14 protein-coding genes and 2 pseudogenes are annotated in these 19,375 nt (G+C 51.8%); 11 read left to right on the top strand and 5 right to left on the bottom strand.

Translation table 11 applies throughout. From position 1 onward, the window contains the following. Positions 1-67: 67 nt before the first annotated feature. The 3 genes from KWG61_RS15170 to KWG61_RS15160 all read left to right on the top strand — a co-directional run bounded on the left by KWG61_RS15170 (position 68) and on the right by KWG61_RS15160 (position 2,125). Positions 68-637 carry a CBS and ACT domain-containing protein gene (locus KWG61_RS15170; protein WP_242744531.1) on the top strand — a complete coding sequence of 190 codons (570 nt, stop codon included), beginning with the start codon at positions 68-70 and terminating at the stop codon, positions 635-637. 193 nt (positions 638-830) lie between these two features. Beyond that, positions 831-1,403, top strand: coding sequence for an alpha-amylase family glycosyl hydrolase (locus KWG61_RS15165; protein WP_242744530.1), 573 nt, complete (start codon positions 831-833; stop codon positions 1,401-1,403). 8 nt (positions 1,404-1,411) lie between these two features. Beyond that, on the top strand, positions 1,412-2,125 hold the full coding sequence (locus KWG61_RS15160; protein WP_242744529.1) for an alpha-amylase family glycosyl hydrolase: 714 nt from the start codon (positions 1,412-1,414) through the stop codon (positions 2,123-2,125). A gap of 202 nt (positions 2,126-2,327) precedes the next feature. Here KWG61_RS15160 and KWG61_RS15155 read toward each other — a convergent pair whose 3' ends face one another. Both KWG61_RS15155 and KWG61_RS15150 read right to left on the bottom strand, forming a co-directional pair. After that, on the bottom strand, positions 2,328-2,876 hold the full coding sequence (locus KWG61_RS15155; protein ID WP_367614226.1) for an SMI1/KNR4 family protein: 549 nt from the start codon (positions 2,874-2,876) through the stop codon (positions 2,328-2,330). Between the two features lie 234 nt (positions 2,877-3,110). After that, positions 3,111-3,830, bottom strand: coding sequence for a hypothetical protein (locus KWG61_RS15150; RefSeq protein WP_230267826.1), 720 nt, complete (start codon positions 3,828-3,830; stop codon positions 3,111-3,113). 496 nt (positions 3,831-4,326) lie between these two features. Here KWG61_RS15150 and KWG61_RS15145 point away from each other — a divergent pair, with 496 nt between their 5' ends. The 8 genes and pseudogenes from KWG61_RS15145 to rpoC all read left to right on the top strand — a co-directional run bounded on the left by KWG61_RS15145 (position 4,327) and on the right by rpoC (position 16,756). Further along, on the top strand, positions 4,327-4,548 hold the full coding sequence (locus KWG61_RS15145; RefSeq protein ID WP_242744527.1) for a hypothetical protein: 222 nt from the start codon (positions 4,327-4,329) through the stop codon (positions 4,546-4,548). A 44-nt stretch (positions 4,549-4,592) separates the two neighbouring features. Continuing rightward, positions 4,593-4,895, top strand: a complete 303-nt coding sequence (locus tag KWG61_RS15140; protein ID WP_242744526.1) for a hypothetical protein — start codon at positions 4,593-4,595, stop codon at positions 4,893-4,895. Positions 4,896-5,041: 146 nt separating this feature from the next. Then, positions 5,042-6,415, top strand: a complete 1,374-nt coding sequence (trkA, locus tag KWG61_RS15135) for a Trk system potassium transporter TrkA (protein WP_230267828.1) — start codon at positions 5,042-5,044, stop codon at positions 6,413-6,415. Further along, complete coding sequence (locus KWG61_RS15130) at positions 6,412-7,224, top strand: TrkH family potassium uptake protein (protein ID WP_242744525.1); 813 nt, start codon at positions 6,412-6,414, stop codon at positions 7,222-7,224. Before trkA ends, KWG61_RS15130 begins: the two co-directional genes overlap by 4 nt. Further along, a complete protein-coding gene (locus tag KWG61_RS16610; protein ID WP_256460717.1) occupies positions 7,209-7,610 on the top strand; it encodes a potassium transporter TrkG in 402 nt (133 codons plus the stop codon). The genes KWG61_RS15130 and KWG61_RS16610 overlap by 16 nt, the downstream gene beginning before the upstream one ends. Further along, positions 7,505-8,038, top strand: coding sequence for a potassium transporter TrkG (locus tag KWG61_RS16605; protein WP_256460716.1), 534 nt, complete (start codon positions 7,505-7,507; stop codon positions 8,036-8,038). Before KWG61_RS16610 ends, KWG61_RS16605 begins: the two co-directional genes overlap by 106 nt. 537 nt (positions 8,039-8,575) lie before the next feature. Next, positions 8,576-12,826: pseudogene (locus KWG61_RS15120) on the top strand (DNA-directed RNA polymerase subunit beta). Continuing rightward, positions 12,817-16,756, top strand: a pseudogene (gene rpoC / locus KWG61_RS15115) (DNA-directed RNA polymerase subunit beta'). Before KWG61_RS15120 ends, rpoC begins: the two co-directional pseudogenes overlap by 10 nt. Positions 16,757-16,999: 243 nt before the next feature. On the opposite strand, the gene KWG61_RS15110 reads toward rpoC, so the two are convergent. From KWG61_RS15110 to tnpB, 3 genes are all read right to left on the bottom strand, one after another. Continuing rightward, entirely contained in the window at positions 17,000-18,358 is a 1,359-nt protein-coding gene (locus KWG61_RS15110; RefSeq protein WP_242744360.1) for a transposase, read from the bottom strand. A 37-nt stretch (positions 18,359-18,395) separates the two neighbouring features. Further along, positions 18,396-18,839 (bottom strand): hypothetical protein, encoded by a 444-nt coding sequence (locus KWG61_RS15105; RefSeq protein ID WP_242744358.1) that lies wholly within the window; start codon positions 18,837-18,839, stop codon positions 18,396-18,398. Positions 18,840-18,931: 92 nt separating this feature from the next. After that, the gene (gene tnpB / locus KWG61_RS15100) at positions 18,932-19,318 is read right to left on the bottom strand and encodes an IS66 family insertion sequence element accessory protein TnpB (protein WP_242744259.1); all 387 of its coding nucleotides are present in this window, start codon (positions 19,316-19,318) and stop codon (positions 18,932-18,934) included. Positions 19,319-19,375 lie beyond the last annotated feature (57 nt).

Below are 19,375 nucleotides of genomic sequence, written 5' to 3'. Positions count from 1 at the left end.
ACAACTTTATGACGAAAAATCCCATCACGGTCGGCAGCGACGAAAGATTTCCGCCGCGCTCGACCTGATGCGCTACAACAAGATTCACCGCATTCCGGTCACCGATGAAAACGATCATCTGATCGGTCTGATTACCGAAGGCATGATCGCCGCCAATAACAAGGCGACCAGCCTCAGTATTTACGAACTCAACTATCTGCTGTCCAAAACCGATGTTCGCACCGTCATGATCAAGCACCCGATTTCCATCGGCGAAAACGCGCTGCTCGAAGAAGCGGCCGAAAAGCTGCTCAAAAACGACATCGGCTGCCTGCCGGTCGTGAACGACAAGGATCAGGTGACGGGCATTCTGACCCAGAACGACATTTTCAAGGCGTTCCTCGACATGCTTTCCTGGGGACAGAAAGGCACCCGCATCATTCTGTCCTTGCCCGAAGGCGTAGGCGTTCTCGAAAAAGTCAGCCGCATTTTTGCGCAGAACAACATTTCGGTAACATCCATCAGCGTGTACGAACACGGCCAGGAAAACGCGGAAGTGCTCGTTAAGACAACGGGCCCGTTCGATCAGAAACGAATGACTGAGCAGTTTTCCAAGGAAGGCTTTACCGTACTCGACATCGAAGAAGTCGAAGCGTAATTCAGAAGTTCTTCCTTATACGATTGAAGCGATACGATTTATGCAGTCTGGGACCGGAGAAATCCGGTCCTTTTTCACGCATGCGCTTCTGGGGACCTGAAAGGACGGCCGGGTATGAGGCGCAGGCAAGGCAAACCCTGCATACGGCCGCTATACTGAAACCGAAAAATACCGCAAAGAAAGAAGGAAAACTATGGCTGAATCCACCAATCCAAATCTCAGTAAGCAGATGATTTATTCCGTATTCGTACGCAACCATTCCAGAGAAGGAACCTTTGCGAAAGTCGAAGAAGATCTCGACCGCATCCGCGATCTGGGAACCGATATTCTCTGGCTCATGCCGATTCACCCGACGGGTAAAGTCGAGCGCAAAGGCGAGGACGGAAGTCCCTACGCGATTGCCGACTACTGGAAAATCGATCCGAAAATGGGAACGGAAGAGGATCTGAAACATCTGGTGCAGAGCGCGCATGAAAAAGGCATGAAAGTCATTCTCGATATTGTCTTCAACCACACTTCGCCCGATTCGAAAATGGTCCAGGAATATCCCGAATGGTTTTACCGCGATGAAGACGGCAAGCCGTATCCGATGTTCCGGGAATGGAGCGATATCGTCGATCTCGACTTTTCGAGCAAAGCGCTTCAGGAGGAACTCATTCGAATTCTGAAGCATTACGCTTCGATCGTGGACGGCTTTCGCTGCGATGTCGCCAGCCGCGTACCGGCCAGTTTCTGGAAAAAGCCAGAGCGGCCTGCGACACAGTAAAGCCGGATTTGTTCTGGCTGGCGGAAAGCTGTCATCTTCCCTTTATTAAGTTCTGCCGTGACAATGGCCGCGTCGGCGAAAGCGATTCGGCGCTGTATGAAGCGTTCGATGTGCTCTATGACTACGACGCCTTCCCGTACTGCGAGAAAATTTTTGAAGACGGCAAGCCGATGGAAGAATGGGTCGACGCGCTGATCCGTCAGGATGCCGAGCTTCCACAAAACGCCATCAAGCTGCGCTATCTGGAAAACCACGATACCGACCGGATCAGTCAGTACGTAAAGGACTGGCCGCTCTGGAAAAACTGGACGGCGCTGCAGTTTACGCTCAAAGGCATGCCGCTCGTTTACCATGGTCAGGAAATTCGAACAAGTCATCGTCCGGACATTTTTACTGCCGATCCGATCGCATGGAAAGAAGACGATGCGGCAGCAGACTGGATTCGAACGCTGGCGCATCTGCACAAAACGCTGTTCTCGGCGCAGCCGGTCATCGACTATGAAATCGATGAAACACATCCTGTTCTGCGCATCAGCCGGGACGGTTATGCGGGTGCCTTCCTGCTCGCAAAAACCGAGCCGGATGCTCTGATTTCGACGAACCTGAAAGACGGCGTATGGTACAACCTCTTTACCGGAACCGACTTTGAAGTGGCCGATCACCATATGAAAGCCGCGGATTTCCCGGTTCTCGTACAGATGGAAGACGAAGTCAAAGACTGACCTGAGGAAAAGCAGAAGCAAATCGCAGAGCGTGAAAACGGGAAACGCACTGAAAACAAGTCCTGCAATCCCGCTTTTGCACACAATCCGTATACGCATCCGAATAAAACGTTAAGAAACAAAAAACGCTCGTCGGCCGCAGGGGACTGTATGAAAATACAGACAGCTGCGCCGACGGGCGGTTTTCTTATGGCTTTGTGTGTTATGCATTCGATCGCAGAAAAAGGTTACGATCTGCGCCGCTTTTTGCGGATGCGTCTGGAGAGATCCTGATCCGCACTGCTGGAGCCGGCGCACTGCGCCTGTTCAAGCATCTTAAAGAAGGACTCGATATCGCTGGCGATTTCCTTCTTCTTGGACGGCCTCTCCAGCGGCAGCAGAACGATCGATCCCGTACTGGTGTCGAGGAAAAGTCATCGTCCGTATCGCTTAAAGCGAGCGGAAAATACGTATCGGGAATGAGATTGCCCATCGAGTACAAGTCGAGAATATGATCGGCTGACATATTTCCGGTAAATAAAGGAATGAAATGATCGACGACATACGTATGGCCGTCTACCTCCAGAGGGGTATGGAACATACTCATACCGTTGCACGTGCGGTAGAAGTCCTTGAGGGCGCCGGGAAGACACAGATTATAGCGGTCTTCAAATTCCAGGAGCATTTCTTCCGAGAAAGGTAAAGGGTCCTGGCCGGGGTGAGGAATGAATACATGAGGTATACACCTCCTTTTCTCAAGTATAGGCGCCATAGGGACCTCTCATTTCGTCGCCGGAGCGAAATTATCAAACCTTAATGGGAAAAAAGAATATAAACAAAGGCCGCCTAAAGATCCAAAACCATTATGGAGAAAATGAATAGAATGTAACAATTTACATTTCCAGCTCAAAACCGCGCGCAAACGGTCAGAGCGGATCGCGACGGCAGACCAAAGAAAAAGCAGGCGAAAGCATCCGCCTGCAAATAGAAAAACTGAGTCCTGGTTTTACTGGACGGGCCAGGAAGCGAGATCCGAAGGGAAGTCGATTTGAACGGTTCCGCCGACCTGATCGATTTCGATATCGGCCTGGAAGGTAAGCGGCGTGCTGGCCACGTCGATGTCATACGTTCCCTTGAGGTCGATCGACAGTTCCCTGATCGTCTTGTTTTCGATCTCGACTTCAAGGACGGTTTTGTCTACGTCGACCGCGCCATAGGAATCCAGAAATTTGGCGACTTCCGAAGGTTTGAGCACAAAGGTGTATTCATTGCCCTCCACTTTTACGGATTCGAAGAGGTTTTCCCGCTCGCTGCGGGAAAGTTCCAGAAACGGGTTGGGCATATGGAAACCGTCTTCTTCGTTAATACCGAGATTTGCGGCGAGAGAAGACGATTTGGTTCCGGCATAATTAAGATACGTGTGACCGTCACGAATATAAAAATCGGCGTCCACGCTCTGTCCGGCCACGCTGCCTTTTCCGAGAAAAGCCAGTTCAGCCGGCTGGCTTTGATACGCAGCGTTGAAATCCAGATCGACGCCCAGAAGATTCATATCCCCGTGGGCTTTGAGCGAATCGGCTTCACAAAGGCGGTTCCAGGATTCGAAAAACAGGTTTACAGCCTCCTTTTTCTGGTCAGCATTGCTGTTGGAACAGCCGGCAGCCAGAGAAGAAAAGGCGAACAGCGTACAGAGCGCTGTAGTGCGAAATGCGTGTTTTGAGAGCATGCGTTCTCCTTTCAAAAGAAATTGGACCGGTCTGCATCGACTCAAATCAGAAGGAAGAGCAGAGCGGCAGGGTTATTAAGCGGGAAACAGGCGGCAAAGAATGTCCGCCTGACAAAATGCAGAAAAGCAGCAATAAGAAATAGCAATAAGAAATAGAAATAAAAATAGAAATAAGAAATCAAGGATATACTGTCCGGTTTTCGTCTTTTCCGGATTGTTTTCAGAAAAGGGAACCGGCGCAACAACAGAATATTCAGAAATTCGAAAAAATACAGGCAGATTCACGGATCTGTCGAAGCCAGAGACGAAAGTGCTTTGCGGTTTTCGATACAATAGTCTGAAAGCAAACCATACAGATTGAATGACGATCGATCCGCCACGGTTTATAAATCCTATCTATGCAGGTACTCTATAAATCGTCAGCCCATGCGGACGGCTAAACCGTCGAAAAAGAAAAAACAGAAAAGGGCATCTATAGAAACAGGGAGGAACCTCTATGATCCTGATTGAACGCGCCAGCACGATGAATGAAAAGCAGCAGAAGGCTCTGCTCAAAGCTCTGGGAAACCATTCGTATTCCTGGATCCCGGACGGATCCGACGAAAAGACGATGCGCGATCTGCTGCAGGCGGCCGAGGCGTCCCCTGTACCAGCGTCGATGCGCCAAGTGACACGCATGCCGATTCCAGCACAGACGAAGCTGCTTCGGACGCGCTGACGATTCTGTATCTGGACGGTTTCGATCACGATGCCGTGTTTACTTTGTACGACAAGCTGAATCAGGCGCAGATCGGTCCGTTTGAATGTGCGACAGCGACCGAAAACAATCTGTACTGGACGCTGGCTGCCCTGAAAAAGGAAATGTTAGCGGAAGCGGATTACATGCGAAAGTACGGCGAGCTCAAAGAGCGGCTTTCCACGATCGATCTGCTGCGCATGCAGAAAGATCCGACCTACCAGAAATTCATTTTCATGGTCATGTCCATGGAGAAGGAAGAAGAAATCGATCCGGTTGCTCTGGAATGGATGCTTTATAAATTTAAGGAATTCGACGCGTCCAGATAGAGGATGCGTGACTGAGATTAAAAACGACGAAATGGAAACCAAAGAATTTCCAAAGAAAGCCCGCGAAAGAGGATGCTTTCAAAATCTGTATCGCGAAATAAACCGTCCTGAGTGCAGGAAGGCACGGCGAAGTAAAGGAGCTTGTTATGCAGATCATCATTGCAGGTCTTGGAAAAGTCGGAATGTGCCTGACTGGCGAACTTTCGGCGGAAGGGCATGACCTGACAGTTGTGGATACAAAGCCGGAGCAGGTGCGCAAGGCGACGTCCAAATTCGACATCATGGGATTCAGCGGAAACGCCGCGGATCCGGATACGCTGGCGGAACTCGATGTGGCCGACGCGGATCTGTTTATCGCGGTGACGACGCAGGATGAAGTCAATCTTCTTTCCTGTCTGCTCGCCAAACGGGCCGGCTGTTCCAAAACGATTGCCCGCGTTCGCAATCCGGAATACAGCTCGTCCATGGACTATCTCAAGGAAGCGCTGGGCCTGGAAATGATCATCAACCCGGAACTGCTGGCCGCCAAGGAAATCGAACGCGTTCTCTCGCTTCCCGGCGCGATGAATGTCGATGACTTTACGAGCGGTCATGGCGAAATTCTGAAACTGCGCATTCAGCCGGGATCCTGTCTGGACGGCTTGCGCGTTAAGGAAATTCATTCCCACATTCACGCCGAAGTGCTCGTCTGCATCTGCCAGCGCGGCAAGGAAACGTACATTCCGGACGGCGACTTTGTTTTGCACGCGCGCGATCTTCTGTATATAGCCGGTGCCCGCGCGCAGTCCGTCAAGTTCTTTTCAAGCGCCGGTCTTCCGGTCGGCGGCATCCGTCATGTGATGGCGGTCGGTGCCGGCAAGCTGTCTCACTATCTGATCGAGCTGCTCGAACGTGCGGGCATTGAAACGACAATTATCGATAAGGATCTCGACGCCTGCGAGCGCATGACCGTTCTGTATCCGGATACGGTCGTCATTCACGCGGACGCCTCGAGCCAGAACGTGCTGCTCGAAGAAGGTCTGGAGGAAATGGACGCCTTTATCGCCATGACCGGCGTGGATGAGCAGAACGTCTTTCTCAGCCTGTTCGCCCAGCGCAAGGCGGATCTGAAAACCGTAACGAAAGTCACCCATATTGATATGGATGAACTGTTTGAAGACTTTGAACTGGATACGGTCATCAACCCGAAGACGCTCAGCGCGGAATACATCATTCGCCACGTGCGTGCGCTGGCCAATTCCATGGGCTCCAATATCCGGACGGTGCACCGTCTGGCCAGCGATCAGGCGGAAGCGCTGGAATTCCAGATCCGGGAAGGATCGAAAGTCATCGGCGTGCCCCTGATGCGTCTGGCGCTCAAAAGCGGGGTGCTGATCGCGCTTATTGAGCGAAAGGGCATGCTCATTCTGCCGCGCGGAAACGATGTCATTTTGCCCGGCGACCTGGTCGTGGTCATTACCAACCGTAAAGGCTTTACGGATGTGGACGACATTCTGGAAGGGAAGAAGAGAATCCTATGAACCTGTTTGTCATTGCCTACGTACTTGGACAGGTGTGCAAGTTTGAAGCGGGCTTCATGCTTCTGCCCATGGTCTGCGCCCTGTGCTACAGCGAATATTCCATCGCGCTCATTTTCTTTCTGTGCGCCCTGCTGTGTCTGACGGTCGGCTTTTTCCTGACGCTTAAAAAGCCGGAACACATGCGCATACGGCCGAAGGAAGCCATGGCGGCAACCGCCCTTTCCTGGGTCGTGATTTCCGTTCTGGGCTGTCTGCCCTTCATGATCTCGGGCGAGATTCCCCGGTTTGCGGACGCGTTTTTTGAAACGGTCTCCGGGTTTACCACCACGGGATCGAGCATTTTAAGCGATATCGACGCGATGTCCTGCGGCAGCCGCTTCTGGCGTTCGTTTACGCACTGGATCGGCGGCATGGGCGTTCTCGTCTTTGTGCTGGCCATTCTGCCTTCGACGAGCAGCACGTTCATGAACCTGATGGTTGCCGAATCGCCGGGTCCCTCGGTGTCCAAGCTGGTGCCGAAAGTCCGGCAGACAGCCAAGTATCTGTACACCATTTATCTGACGATGACGATCGTACAGATCGTTTTGCTTCTGCTTGCGGGCATGCCGCTGTTCGATTCGATCACCCTGACGATGGGAACGGCCGGAACGGGCGGCTTCAGTGTGCGCAGCAGCGGATTTGCGGACTATACGATGCTCCAGCAGGGAATTATCGCGGTGTTCATGGTTCTGTTTGGCATCAACTTCAGCTTTTATTTCCTGATTGTCCGGAAAAATTCAAAGCGGCCGTTTCCATGGAAGAAGTTCTGACGTATCTGGCGATCATCCTCGCGGTCGTGCTGCTCATCGTGACATCGGTATGGTGGATGTTCCCAAATCTGTTTGAAGCGTTCCATCACGTCTTCTTTACCGTCTCGTCGATCATTACGACGACCGGCTACGCCACGGTCGATTTCAACCAGTGGACCTCGTTTGCGAAAACGCTCGTCGTTCTGATCATGTTCATCGGCGCCTGCGCCGGATCGACGGGCGGCGGCATTAAGGTCTCCCGCATTAACGTCATGTTCAAGGGCATTAAAAGGAACTGCAGATGCTTCTGCATCCCGGCCTGGTGCGCAAGGTCAAAATGGATGGCAAGCCGATCCCGCACGAAACGGTTCGTTCCATCAACGTGTTCATCGCCATTTATCTGGTGACGTTTGTCGTGTGCCTCGTTCTTGTAACGCTCGACGGCAAGGATCTCGTGACCAGTTTCACCGCGGTAGCCGCTACGCTCAACAATATCGGTCCGGGTCTAGGCGAAGTCGGTCCGATGGGCAATTTTGGCGCGTTCTCGGATTTTTCCAAGTATGTCCTGAGCTTTGCGATGCTGGCCGGGCGTCTTGAACTCATTCCGCTGCTTCTGCTGCTCATCCCGCAGATGTGGGAAGGCACGATCAAGCTGACCCGCCGCATTCGCACACAGTCCTCACGCGCGAAAAACCAGGGCTTTCAGCGCGAACCGTCCAGCCCCGAAAAAGGCTGCGTCCAAAACCGGAGCCCCGGCGAAAACCGAAAGATCCGGATTTCGAACCGAGTCCGGCGCTTGCACGAAAACAGAGGCCAAGGCGCCTGCGCCTGCTGACCCAGACCTCGCTGGAATGAGTACGGGCCAGAACGGAAAAATGGTTTCTTTCTGGCTGTAAGGACGGCTTAGAAAAACGGAGCGGAAAAGTACAGATTTTTCGCACAATGAAATTTACGCAAAGAAAAACAGTCCAGGAGCGATTTCGCTTGGAAATCGCTCCTGGACTGTCTGCGTCTTAAGTGTTCAGGATTGGCAGATCCTTTGGAAAAGTCGGGCGTTTTGCGGGCGCTCTGTTCGATTTTTCGGGTATGGACCTTCAGAATAAAGGGAAGTACAGATTCGCAACAGTGCGAAAATACGAAAAAGTAAGAAAAGCGGACGATTTCAGGGGCCGCTAAGGGGCGCGTGCGCTCAAAAAAGGAGGGGTTTCGACTGGTATTAGCATTAAAACTGCCAGAATGCAAGAATTTTCAGAATAAAAAGAACAATCGATTGATAGGCTGGCAAGCTAATAATATTATAGTAAATTGCTAAATAGTCAATAAACCGAGGGTTTTTGACTGTTTTTGAAATTCAGAAGAAAGGATCGTGCGCATGGACAGCAATAAACCATACCAAATCGTTCCGGAAGGAAAAAAGCATTCCGTCGGGACTATTCCAAAGTATCCGGCAAGCTCGAACTTCCAAACCTCGTAGAAATTCAGACCAACTCGTTTGAATGGTTCAAAAATACGGAATCCAGGAAGTATTCGAAGAAATCTTCCCGATCGAGAACCACGGCAGAAATATCAAACTTAAATACAAAGGCTTCCACTTCGAACCTCCAAAATGTTCCGCGCAGAAAGCCATGGAGCGTGAGTGCAACTACGCTTCACGCTTAGATGTTGACATGGAACTTGAAATTGTCAATGAGAACGGAGAAGTCATCACCAAGCAGGAAAAAGTCTTCCTTGGCGATTTCCCGATGATGACTGAAACCGGTACCTTCATTATCAATGGAGCGGAGCGTGTCATCGTCAGCCAGATCGTTCGTTCTCCAGGCGCCTATTTTTCCGAAAGCTTTGACAGCAAAACTGGAAAACAGAACTACGCCAGTGAACTCATCCCGAGCCGGGGAACCTGGCTCGAGTTCATGACGGAGCAGAAGAAGAACACCAACGGACGAGCCATTATGACATCGATCGACAGCAGCCGCAAAATGCTGTCTACCATCTTCTTTAAAGCACTGGGCATGTCCTTCTCCCTGGAAAAAGGAGACGACACCCAGGATACGACTGCACTCGATACCTTCATGAAGGCGATCGACAAGCAGGCTAAGGATCCGATTCAGGATGAAACCCATCGCGAATACATGGATCAGTATCTGATGCTGTTCAACGGTTTCTTCGGCAAGTCGGAAGAAATCGAAAACACCCTCCTGGCTGACAAAGTCATGACCACTGAAGAAGCGCTGCTTTCCTTCTACGGCAACCAGCGCTCCGACGAAATCCCGACTCTGGACGGATCCATCACGCTGATGCAGAACAAGCTGTTCGATCCGCGCCGCTACGATCTGACCAAAGCCGGACGCTACAAACTCGGCAAGAAACTTTCCGCCGTCTCCCGTACGATGAACAACACCCTCGCCCAGGACATCCTGGATGTTAACGGAGACGTCGTTTACCCCAAAGGCACCCATGTGACCCGCGATATCCGCAACCGTCTGCGTGAAGAACTCGCCAAGGGTACCTACATGAACCCGTTCCCCTTCAAGCCGGAATTCCTTGAAGCGGACATCGTGACCATTCCGGCCAGCTACCGGACCGGTCTCATCGGCCGTGTCCTGGCCGAAGACATCACCATCGACGAAGAGCTGTTCGAACGCGGACAGGTTCTTTCTGAAGAAGATGTCGCTAAAATCGTTGAGCACGGCAAGGACGTCAGGATTTACGCCGGTCTGATCGCCAGACCCGTTATCCTGAGTGAAGAAAACTTTGATCCGGTTCTCAACTACGGTCAGCGTCTGTACACTCTCGGCCGTCTGACCAACGCAAAAGGTCAGGATCTCGTCAACTCCGATCTCGACCTCATTGCCGGCCGCTATGAAATCGGCGTTACCCCAGAACGCTTAAGTGATGCCGCCGTCTTCGATCTGAAGACCCGCATGAACGACGAAACCGTCACCGCCTGGCTGATCGGTGCCGCCGTACAGGAATTCGACATTGAAGACAAGAACGGCGTTCGCCGTCACATTATCGGCAACGACCCGTTTGCTCAGATTCACACGATCACCATTCCGGATATTTATGCCTTCTTCGACTACAACCTGAGCGTTATGGAAGGCATCGGCGAAACCGACGACATCGATATGCTCGGCAACCGTCGTATCCGTTCCGTCGGCGAACTCATCCAGAACCAGTTCCGTATCGGTCTTTCCCGTATGGAACGCGTGGTTAAGGAAAGAATGTCGATTCAGGAAGCCAAGAGCATTACCCCGAAGAAGCTGACCAACGTCCGCCCGCTGACCGCTGCCATTAAGGAATTTTTCTCTTCCTCGCAGCTGTCGCAGTTCATGGACCAGCAGAACCCGCTGGCTGAGCTGACCAACAAGCGCCGTATTTCCGCGCTGGGCCCAGGCGGTCTGACCCGTGATCGTGCCGGCTTCGAAGTTCGAGACGTTCACTCGTCTCACTATGGCCGAATCTGCCCGATTGAGACCCCTGAAGGTCCGAACATCGGTCTGATTTCCAACCTCACTACCTATGCAAAAATCAACGAGTACGGCTTCATTCAGACTCCGTACCGTGTTGTAAACAAGGATGGAACCGTTTCGGAAGAAGCGCGTTATCTGTCCGCGGATGAAGAAGCGGATTACGTTATCGCTCAGGCGAACGAAGTGCGCGACGGCCGTCTGATTCACGACCGTGTCGTAGCCCGTAAAGGCGGCGAAACGATTATCGCCGACCGCGCCGATGTCGAACTCGCCGACGTATCCCCAAAACAGATCGTTTCGGTAGCGACCGCCTGCGTACCGTTCCTCGAAAACGATGACGCATCCCGAGCCCTGATGGGTGCGAACATGCAGCGTCAGGCCGTACCTCTGCTTTCTCCGCATTCCCCGTACGTCGGAACCGGTATCGAATACAAGATTGCCAAAGACTCCGGCGTCGGCATCATCGCCAAGGAAGACGGCGTAATTACGTATGTCGACTCCCTGCGAATCGTAAACACCGATGCAAACGGCGTGGAACATACGTATCACCTGCGCAAGTTCAGCCGTTCCAACGCATCGACCTGCATTAACCAGAAACCGATTGTCAAAGTCGGTGAAGAAGTCGAAAAAGGCGACATCCTTGCCGATGGACCGTCCATGGAAAACGGCGAGCTGGCTCTGGGTCAGAACGTAACGATCGCGTACATGACCTGGTACGGCTACAACTATGAGGATGCCATCATCATGTCCGAGAGAATGGTCAGCGACGATGTCTACACGTCCATCCATCTTGAGGAATACGATATCGACTGCCGCGAAACCAAGCTTGGACCGGAAGAAATCACCCGCGACATTCCAAGCGTATCCGAAGCCGCCATTAAGAAGCTGGACGAAAACGGCGTCATCATGGTCGGCAGCGAAGTGCACGAAAACGATATCCTTGTCGGAAAGGTAACCCCGAAAGGCCAGTCTGAATCTTCTCCGGAAGAAAAGCTGCTCCTGGCGATCTTCGGCGAGAAGTCCCGCGAAGTGCGCGACAACTCCCTGAAAGTACCGCACGGCGGTGCCGGCATCGTGCATTCCACCAAGGTGTTCAAACGAGGAGAAGAAGGCGTGGATCTGCCGCCTGGAGTTATCAAGCGCGTCAAGGTCTACATTGCTCAGAAACGTAAGATTTCCGAAGGCGACAAAATGTCCGGCCGTCACGGTAACAAGGGTGTTATTTCCAAGATCCTGCCGATCGAAGACATGCCGTTCATGCAGGACGGCCGTCCAATCGACATCATCCTGAACCCGTTCGGCGTACCTTCCCGTATGAACATCGGTCAGATTCTTGAGATTCACCTCGGCTATGCCGCCAAGAAACTGAACCAGAAATTTGCGACGTCCGTATTTGACGGTCTTTCCAACGAAGATCTGGCGGATGTCATGAAAGAAGCCCAGATGACTTTCGATGGAAAACAGGTTCTGTACGACGGTCAGACGGGTCTCCCTTTGATGAACGTATCTCGGTCGGCGTCATGTACATGATCAAGCTTGCCCACATGGTTGACGACAAGCTGCATGCCCGTGCCACCGGTCCGTATTCCACCATCACCCAGCAGCCTCTTGGCGGTAAAGCACAGAACGGCGGCCAGCGTTTCGGTGAGATGGAGGTATGGGCTCTTGAAGCTTATGGCGCCAGCCATACGCTGCAGGAAATCCTGACCATCAAATCCGACGACATCACCGGCCGTATCCAGACGTACGAAGCCATCACCAAGGGCCAGGATATCCCGGAACCTGGCGTTCCGGAATCCTTCCGCGTACTGATCAACGAACTTCAGGGTCTTGCCATCGACGTCAAACTGTTCGATGACGACGGCAACGAAGTTTCTCTGAACGCTTCGAGCGCGAAACCTGGTCAGAAATACGTGGAAGATGACAATGCAAAAATCGACATCATTCAGGATGCTGAAATTGTCGATGACGGCAAAGCCGATGCAGAAGTCAGCGATTCCCCTCTTGAAAACGATCTCGATCCGAATGCTGTAGCCCAAGCGCTCGAAGGCACGACCTACGCAGGCGACGATACAGAAGATGTCCAGAGCGAGCTCGACCAGGAGGAAGATGAAACCAAAGAACTGGAGGGCGAACTTCTCGAATGTCAGTAAACAATTTTTCCTCGATTCAGGTACAGCTTGCTTCTCCGGAAACCATTGAAAAATGGTCCCACGGTGAAGTAACCAAACCTGAAACGATCAACTACCGCTCGCAGAAAGCAGAACGTGACGGCCTGTTCTGCGAACGCATTTTCGGCCCGACCAAGGACTACGAATGCTTCTGCGGCAAATATAAAAAGTCCGTCACTACAACGGAATGGTCTGCGAACGCTGCGGCGTTGAAATCACGCAGTCCAAAGTCCGCCGCGAGAGGATGGGCCACATTCATCTGGCCGCTCCGGTCGCACACATCTGGTATCTGCGCGGAATTCCTTCCCGCATGGCCCTGCTTCTGGATCTGACACCGAAGCAGCTTGAAGAAGTTGTATACTTCGTCAGCTATATCGTTACCGATCCAATGGACAGCGACCTGTCCTACAAGCAGGTTCTCGCTGAAAAGGAATACCGTGAAAAGCTCGCACAGTACGGACCTGGCGGATTCAAGGCCAAGACCGGTGCGGAAGCCGTTCTGGAACTGCTGCAGAATGTCGATCTCGAAGCTGAGTACACGAAAGTGACTTCGCAGCTCGAAGATGCGGCCGACGGCAGTGAAAAGCGCAAGAAACTGATCAAGCGCCTGGATACCATCAACGCGTTCCGTCATTCCAACAACAAGCCGGAATGGATGATTCTTCAGAACATCCCGGTTATTCCGCCTGATCTGCGTCCTATGCTGCAGCTGGACGGCGGCCGCTTCGCGACCAGTGACCTGAATGACCTGTACCGCCGCGTCATCACCCGTAACAACCGTCTGAAACGTCTGCTCGATCTCGGTACGCCGAACATCATCGTGCAGAACGAAAAGCGTATGCTGCAGGAAGCTGTCGATGCTCTGATCGATAACGGACGCCGTTCCAAGGCGATCACCGGTGCCGGCAACCGTGCGCTGAAATCGCTGTCTCACTCCCTGAAAGGTAAACAGGGACGTTTCCGTCAGAACCTGCTCGGCAAGCGTGTAGACTTCTCCGGACGTTCCGTAATCGCGGTAGGACCGGACCTGAAAATGTACCAGTGCGGTATTCCGCGTGAAATGGCGATCAACCTGTTCAAGCCGTTCGTTATTAACGAAATCACCGCTTCCGGCGCCATCCCTGGCATCAACAACCCGAAACAGGCTGAAAAACTGATCGAAGCCCGTGACGAAAGAATCTGGCCGATCGTTGAAAAAGTTATCGAAGGCTATCCTGTACTGCTCAACCGTGCGCCTACGCTGCACCGTCTGGGTATCCAGGCCTTCCTTCCAAAACTGGTTGAAGGACGCGCCATGCGTCTGCACCCGCTGGTATGTACTGCGTTCAACGCCGACTTTGACGGCGACCAGATGGCGATTCACGTACCGCTGAGTGAAGAAGCACGTGCCGAAGCCCTCGTTATGATGCTTGGCAGCCATAACATTCTGGGTCCAAAAGACGGCAAGCCTATCGTTACGCCTGGCCAGGACATGGTCATGGGCAACTTCTATCTGACGATGGAAGAAACCAGCGAAGAACTTCATGAAGAAGCCGACCGCTACCGTGCAGCCGGCATCGAAAAAGAAGCCGAAGCCTGGGACCGCTATGCGAATGCAGAAGGTACCGTTTACGCCGATGTGGACGAAGTCATGCTCGCCTACAAGACCGGCCAGGTTCACCTGCACTCCCGTATCGCTGTGCCTGTATCCGGCCTGAACAAAACTTCGTTCGCTCCCGAACACGCCAATGACTATCTGGCGACAACCGTCGGAAAAATCATCTTCAACGGCATGTTCCCGGAAGACTTCCCGTTCCTGAACGAAGTTTCCGCCGAAAACTTCCAGGCGACTCCGGAACGCTACTTCATCAAACCGGGTGAAGACGTGAAGGAATTCATCCGTGAACTCCCGCTTGCGGAAGCCGTTAAGAAAAAGACCTCGGAAAAGTCATCGCCGAAGTCTTCAAGCGCTACAAAGTGGATGATGTTGCCGATATTCTTGACCAGATCAAGTCTCTCGGATTCAAATACTCCACCGTTGCCGGCATTACGGTTGCGCTGTCCGACATCGAAGTTGCTCCGAACAAGGAACAGCACGTCGATGAAGGCCGTGAAAAAGCCGACGAACTCAAGCACTACCAGCAGAAAGGTCTGCTCACCATGCAGGAATGGGAGCGTCACCTCAACAAGCTCTGGGATAACGTCAAGAACGATATCGTAGACGAGCTGATGAGCAACCTGCCGCGTAAAAACCCAATCAACATGATGGCGACTTCCGGTGCCCGTGGTAATACTTCGAACTTTACCCAGCTCGCCGGCATGCGCGGTCTGATGGCCCGCCCGGCGAAAGGCAAATCCAGAGCCGGCGAATACGTTCCATCCATCATCGAGGTACCTATTTATTCCTGCTTCCGTGAAGGTCTGAACGTATCCGAGTTCTTCATTTCCACCCACGGCGTACGTAAAGGTCTGACCGATACCGCGCTGAAGACAGCTGAATCGGGTTACCTGACCCGTCGTCTGGTTGACGTTGCGCAGGATGTCATCATTAAGGAAGACGACTGCGGAACCGACCGCGGCTTCAAAGTCAGCGAACTGATCGACCGCAAGAACAACACGGTTATCGAATCCCTGTACGATCGTCTGGTTGGCCGTTACAGCCAGCAGGATGTTCTGAACCCGGAAACGGGCGAAGTCATCGTTCCAGCCGATACGTACATAACCGAAGATCTCGCGCAGAAGATCGTCGATGCCGGCGTTAAGGAAGTAACCATCCGTTCGCCGTTCTCCTGCAAGACCACAAACGGCATCTGCCGCAAGTGCTACGGCAAGAATATGGCAACCGGTAAAGACGTTGAAGTCGGCGAAGCCGTAGGAACCATGGCTGCGCAGTCCATCGGTGAACCAGGTACCCAGCTGACCATGCGTACGTTCCATACCGGCGGTGTTGCCGGCGGTGACGGCGGCGATATCACCCAGGGTCTTCCGCGTGTAGAAGAGCTGTTCGAAGCGCGTCACCCGAAAGGCGTTGCCGTAATTGCCAAAGTGACCGGTGAAATCACTTCCATCAAACGTATAGAAAACTCGCTGCGTCAGGAAGTTATCATCAAGTCCGAAAAAGAAGAAGTATCCCATAAGATCAACGCAAACCAGACTCTTCGTCCATGGGTTGCGGTCGGCCAGAAAATCGTGGCCGGTCAGCCTCTGACCGAAGGTCCGCTTGACCCGAAGGAACTGCTTGCGGTTGCCGGCGTAACCGAAGTTCAGAACTACATCCTGAAAGAGGTTAAGAAGGTTTACCAGTCGCAGGGTATCGAAATTGCCGACAAGCATCTGGAAGTCATGATTCGCCAGATGATGCGTAAAGTTATCGTTGTCAATCCGGGCGACACCGATCTGAATACCGGTGTTCAGCTCTCTCTGAACAACATCACCCGCATCAATCGCGACTACCTGCACCAGAACAAGATCCCAGCCGAATTCAAGCCGGTTCTGCTCGGTATTTCGAAGGCTTCGGTAGAAACCGACTCCTTCCTGTCTGCGGCTTCCTTCCAGGAAACGACTAAAGTACTGACCGATGCCACCATCAAGGGTAAAGTCGATCACCTCGTCGGCCTGAAGGAAAACGTCATCATCGGTAAGCTGATTCCTGCCGGAACCGGCTGCACCGGCGACCGTCCGCAGAACCGTGAAGTCCGTGCCATGGCGGAAAAACTGCGCAAGCGCCGTCTCGAACGTCAGGTTAAGAAGACGACCGACAGCCAGTTCGACAGCTTCGCCAAATCGGCGATGGGCACTGCGGAAACTAAGGATGCCGCTCTGCCAGAACCTGTAGCGGAAGATCTTCCAATCCCGGAAAACTATTCCATCCTCAACGACCCGGAAAGCTTTGCGGATGCCATTGATCATCTCGATATTAAGGGCTCCAAGTAAGGCAGTCTGTATCGTGTTGTCTTGAATTCTCCATGAAATCATCAGATTTGTATGAAGAATTCCGAAAATAAAACAAAACAAGAAAGGCCTGGCTGTTTTCGAACAGTCAGGCCTTTTATACTGGGCACATGTTTTTGGCTGCCCAAATGCCTCGTAAGTGTCAAACAATCGACGGGTATACGCGAGACTGAATATTAGATACGCTAAACGGGATCCCTTTCGAGATCCCGCTTGGCGTATTTTTTATTCTTCATCGTTTTCTTCATACTTCGGATCCGGTCCACGGTATCCAATTCGAAGATATTCAGGTAAATCCTTTGAATACGGCAGAAGTGACTTCAATACATCTACCGCGATTTCATCGTCTTTGAACCATTTGAGTTCATCCAGAACGTACTCCATGTAGCGCTCTGGATTTAAGTCGTTCATTTCAGCCGATCGAAACAAAGTCATAAACGCTGCGACGACTTCCGCACCTTTGATACTCTTCGTAGTCTGGAAGTTTTTGCGATTGATCACGAATGGCTTTACGGCTCTTTCTGCCACATTATTGTCGATCGGATAATCACCGTCTTCCAGGTACCTTCCCAACGAGTTCGCTCGATCCATGAAGTACTTGGCTGCTCTGTAGGCGGTGCTTCTTTCCTCGAATCCACTCTGAATCTCCATCATGACTCTTGTGAGTCTTTCAAAGCAGGGCTTTGAAAGTTCCTGCCGAACTTCGGTTCTCGCCTCGTGCGAGTAAGAAGCAACGTGGGATTCGATGTGGTAGAGCTTCCCGAACAGAGACAGGGCTGTGAGCAGAATCTGGAGACCCGGACTTGGTTCGGGTCTCTCTGTTTCGTCCAGCTGGGCTGCCGCTTCTGCGGCCTCTTCGTCGTTCTCCAGTGTGGTCTTTTCCCACTTCAGGACGTCTGCCTGATACTGCGCGAAGTCTGACCGGACTTTGATGGCTTCGAAGATCTTTCTTCTCGCATGGGCCATACAGTTGAGCTTTCTGCAGGGGACATAGTAGCTGGCATATGCATAAAGCCCGTCTGTCATAAGGGCATGACGAAAAGAACCGCCAAGGAGGGCGATTACGAACTCCTGTTTCTTGTAAGGGAAAAACTTATAGACAGCCATCTGGTTCTCTTCATAGATTCCGCTGACGGCGACAACCATAGAAGACTGTTTTCGATCTTTAACCTCCGTGCACTTTAAAACCGTCTCATCCATATGGACGACGTTACAGTTTGGGAGATCCTCAATCATTTGTTTTACGAGGGGCTTCAGATAAAGATCGTAAGTTTTTTCCAGGATGTTGCCCATGGTCTGACGGCTGATCGGCAGTCCCGTGAGACTCAGGTGCTTTTCCTGACGATAGGCCGGGGTTCCCATTACGAACTTATCGTAGGCAATTCCCGCGACCATAGAGGAAGTTGCGACACTCTTGTCGATCAGTGCAGGCTCGTCAGGTTCGGCGGTGCGGATGATGGCTTTCCCGTTTTCATCCGTACACTTGTTTGGGCACGCGACTGTCTCACGCAGCACTTCTTCCAGCCTATAGCGAGCGGGAATCCGATGAATCCTATAGTGACGTTTCATTCCAACAGTTTTCATCTCACAGCCGCAAACTGGGCAAATGCGCTTTTCCCTTCTACACTGAAGGTAGTGGTTTCTTTGACCGCTTCCTGCTTTCTGCACTTGGTGGAAGGTTTTTCTTGCTTCCTTCAACAGAACTGAGCTTTAAATCTTCAGCTTCTTTACGATAGCGGTCTCCCTCTTCCTGATATTTCGTAGCCCGGTTAAAACAAACATCGGCTTTCAGATCAAGCTGAGCCAGCTGTTTATTCAGAATATTGATATCTGGGCCGCCGTCCTCGTTTTCAGAGTAATCCAGTTTCAAGGGAACCATCTTTTCCGTAGAAGGACCAAAGCGGCCGCTTTTCACGGCTTTATTGATTTCTTTAGCGAAATAGAGATCCAGGTACATATCCTCAATAAATTTGTCTTTCTCTTCTTCCGTCATGGTGCTGATCTGATGATGAAGATCTTCGAGGAGCTCGTTGCGGATTGTCTGGTAAGGGTTCGGCACATCCATGTATTAATTTTAACATATTTAGAGCGATAGATAAAGTAAATTAGATGATTTATCTTGATATTCCTTCAAGAAAATCATCCTTTTAAATTGGTTTAAACATACTTATAAGTTCGTGGCAGAAATGCCGGCTGGGGAACAATCGACAGACCGGAAAGCAGAGAAGCCAGCTGCGAACAGTCAATTCGCATGAAGTCGGACTGGTCAGGGCTGACAGGCCACTGAAGGGAAGATCTGGAGAGTCGCTTATAAACAAGCCAGAATCCATTTCCGTCACGAAGGATACCTTTGATCTTGTTCTTCTGTCGATTAACGAAGAGAAAGAGGGATCCATCCAGCGGATCCAGAGCGAGAGGTCCTTGAACCAGGGAGACGTAACCGTCAATTCCTTTGCGAAGGTCAGCAGGCATCTGAGCCAGATAGATGTTTTTAACTTTGGAGAAATCGATACCGAGATCGATTGCAGGGATGATTGATTCCATGAAAAAGCCTCCTTGAATAAAGGAATTATCCCAAGGAGGCGGTCGAGAAAATACCCG

Source organism: Allobaculum sp. Allo2, assembly GCF_022701175.1.
Lineage (GTDB): Bacteria > Bacillota_I > Bacilli_A > Erysipelotrichales > Erysipelotrichaceae > Allobaculum > Allobaculum fili.
Note: the sequence above shows the minus strand (reverse complement) of the source record. Positions and strands in the feature narration are given on the sequence as shown.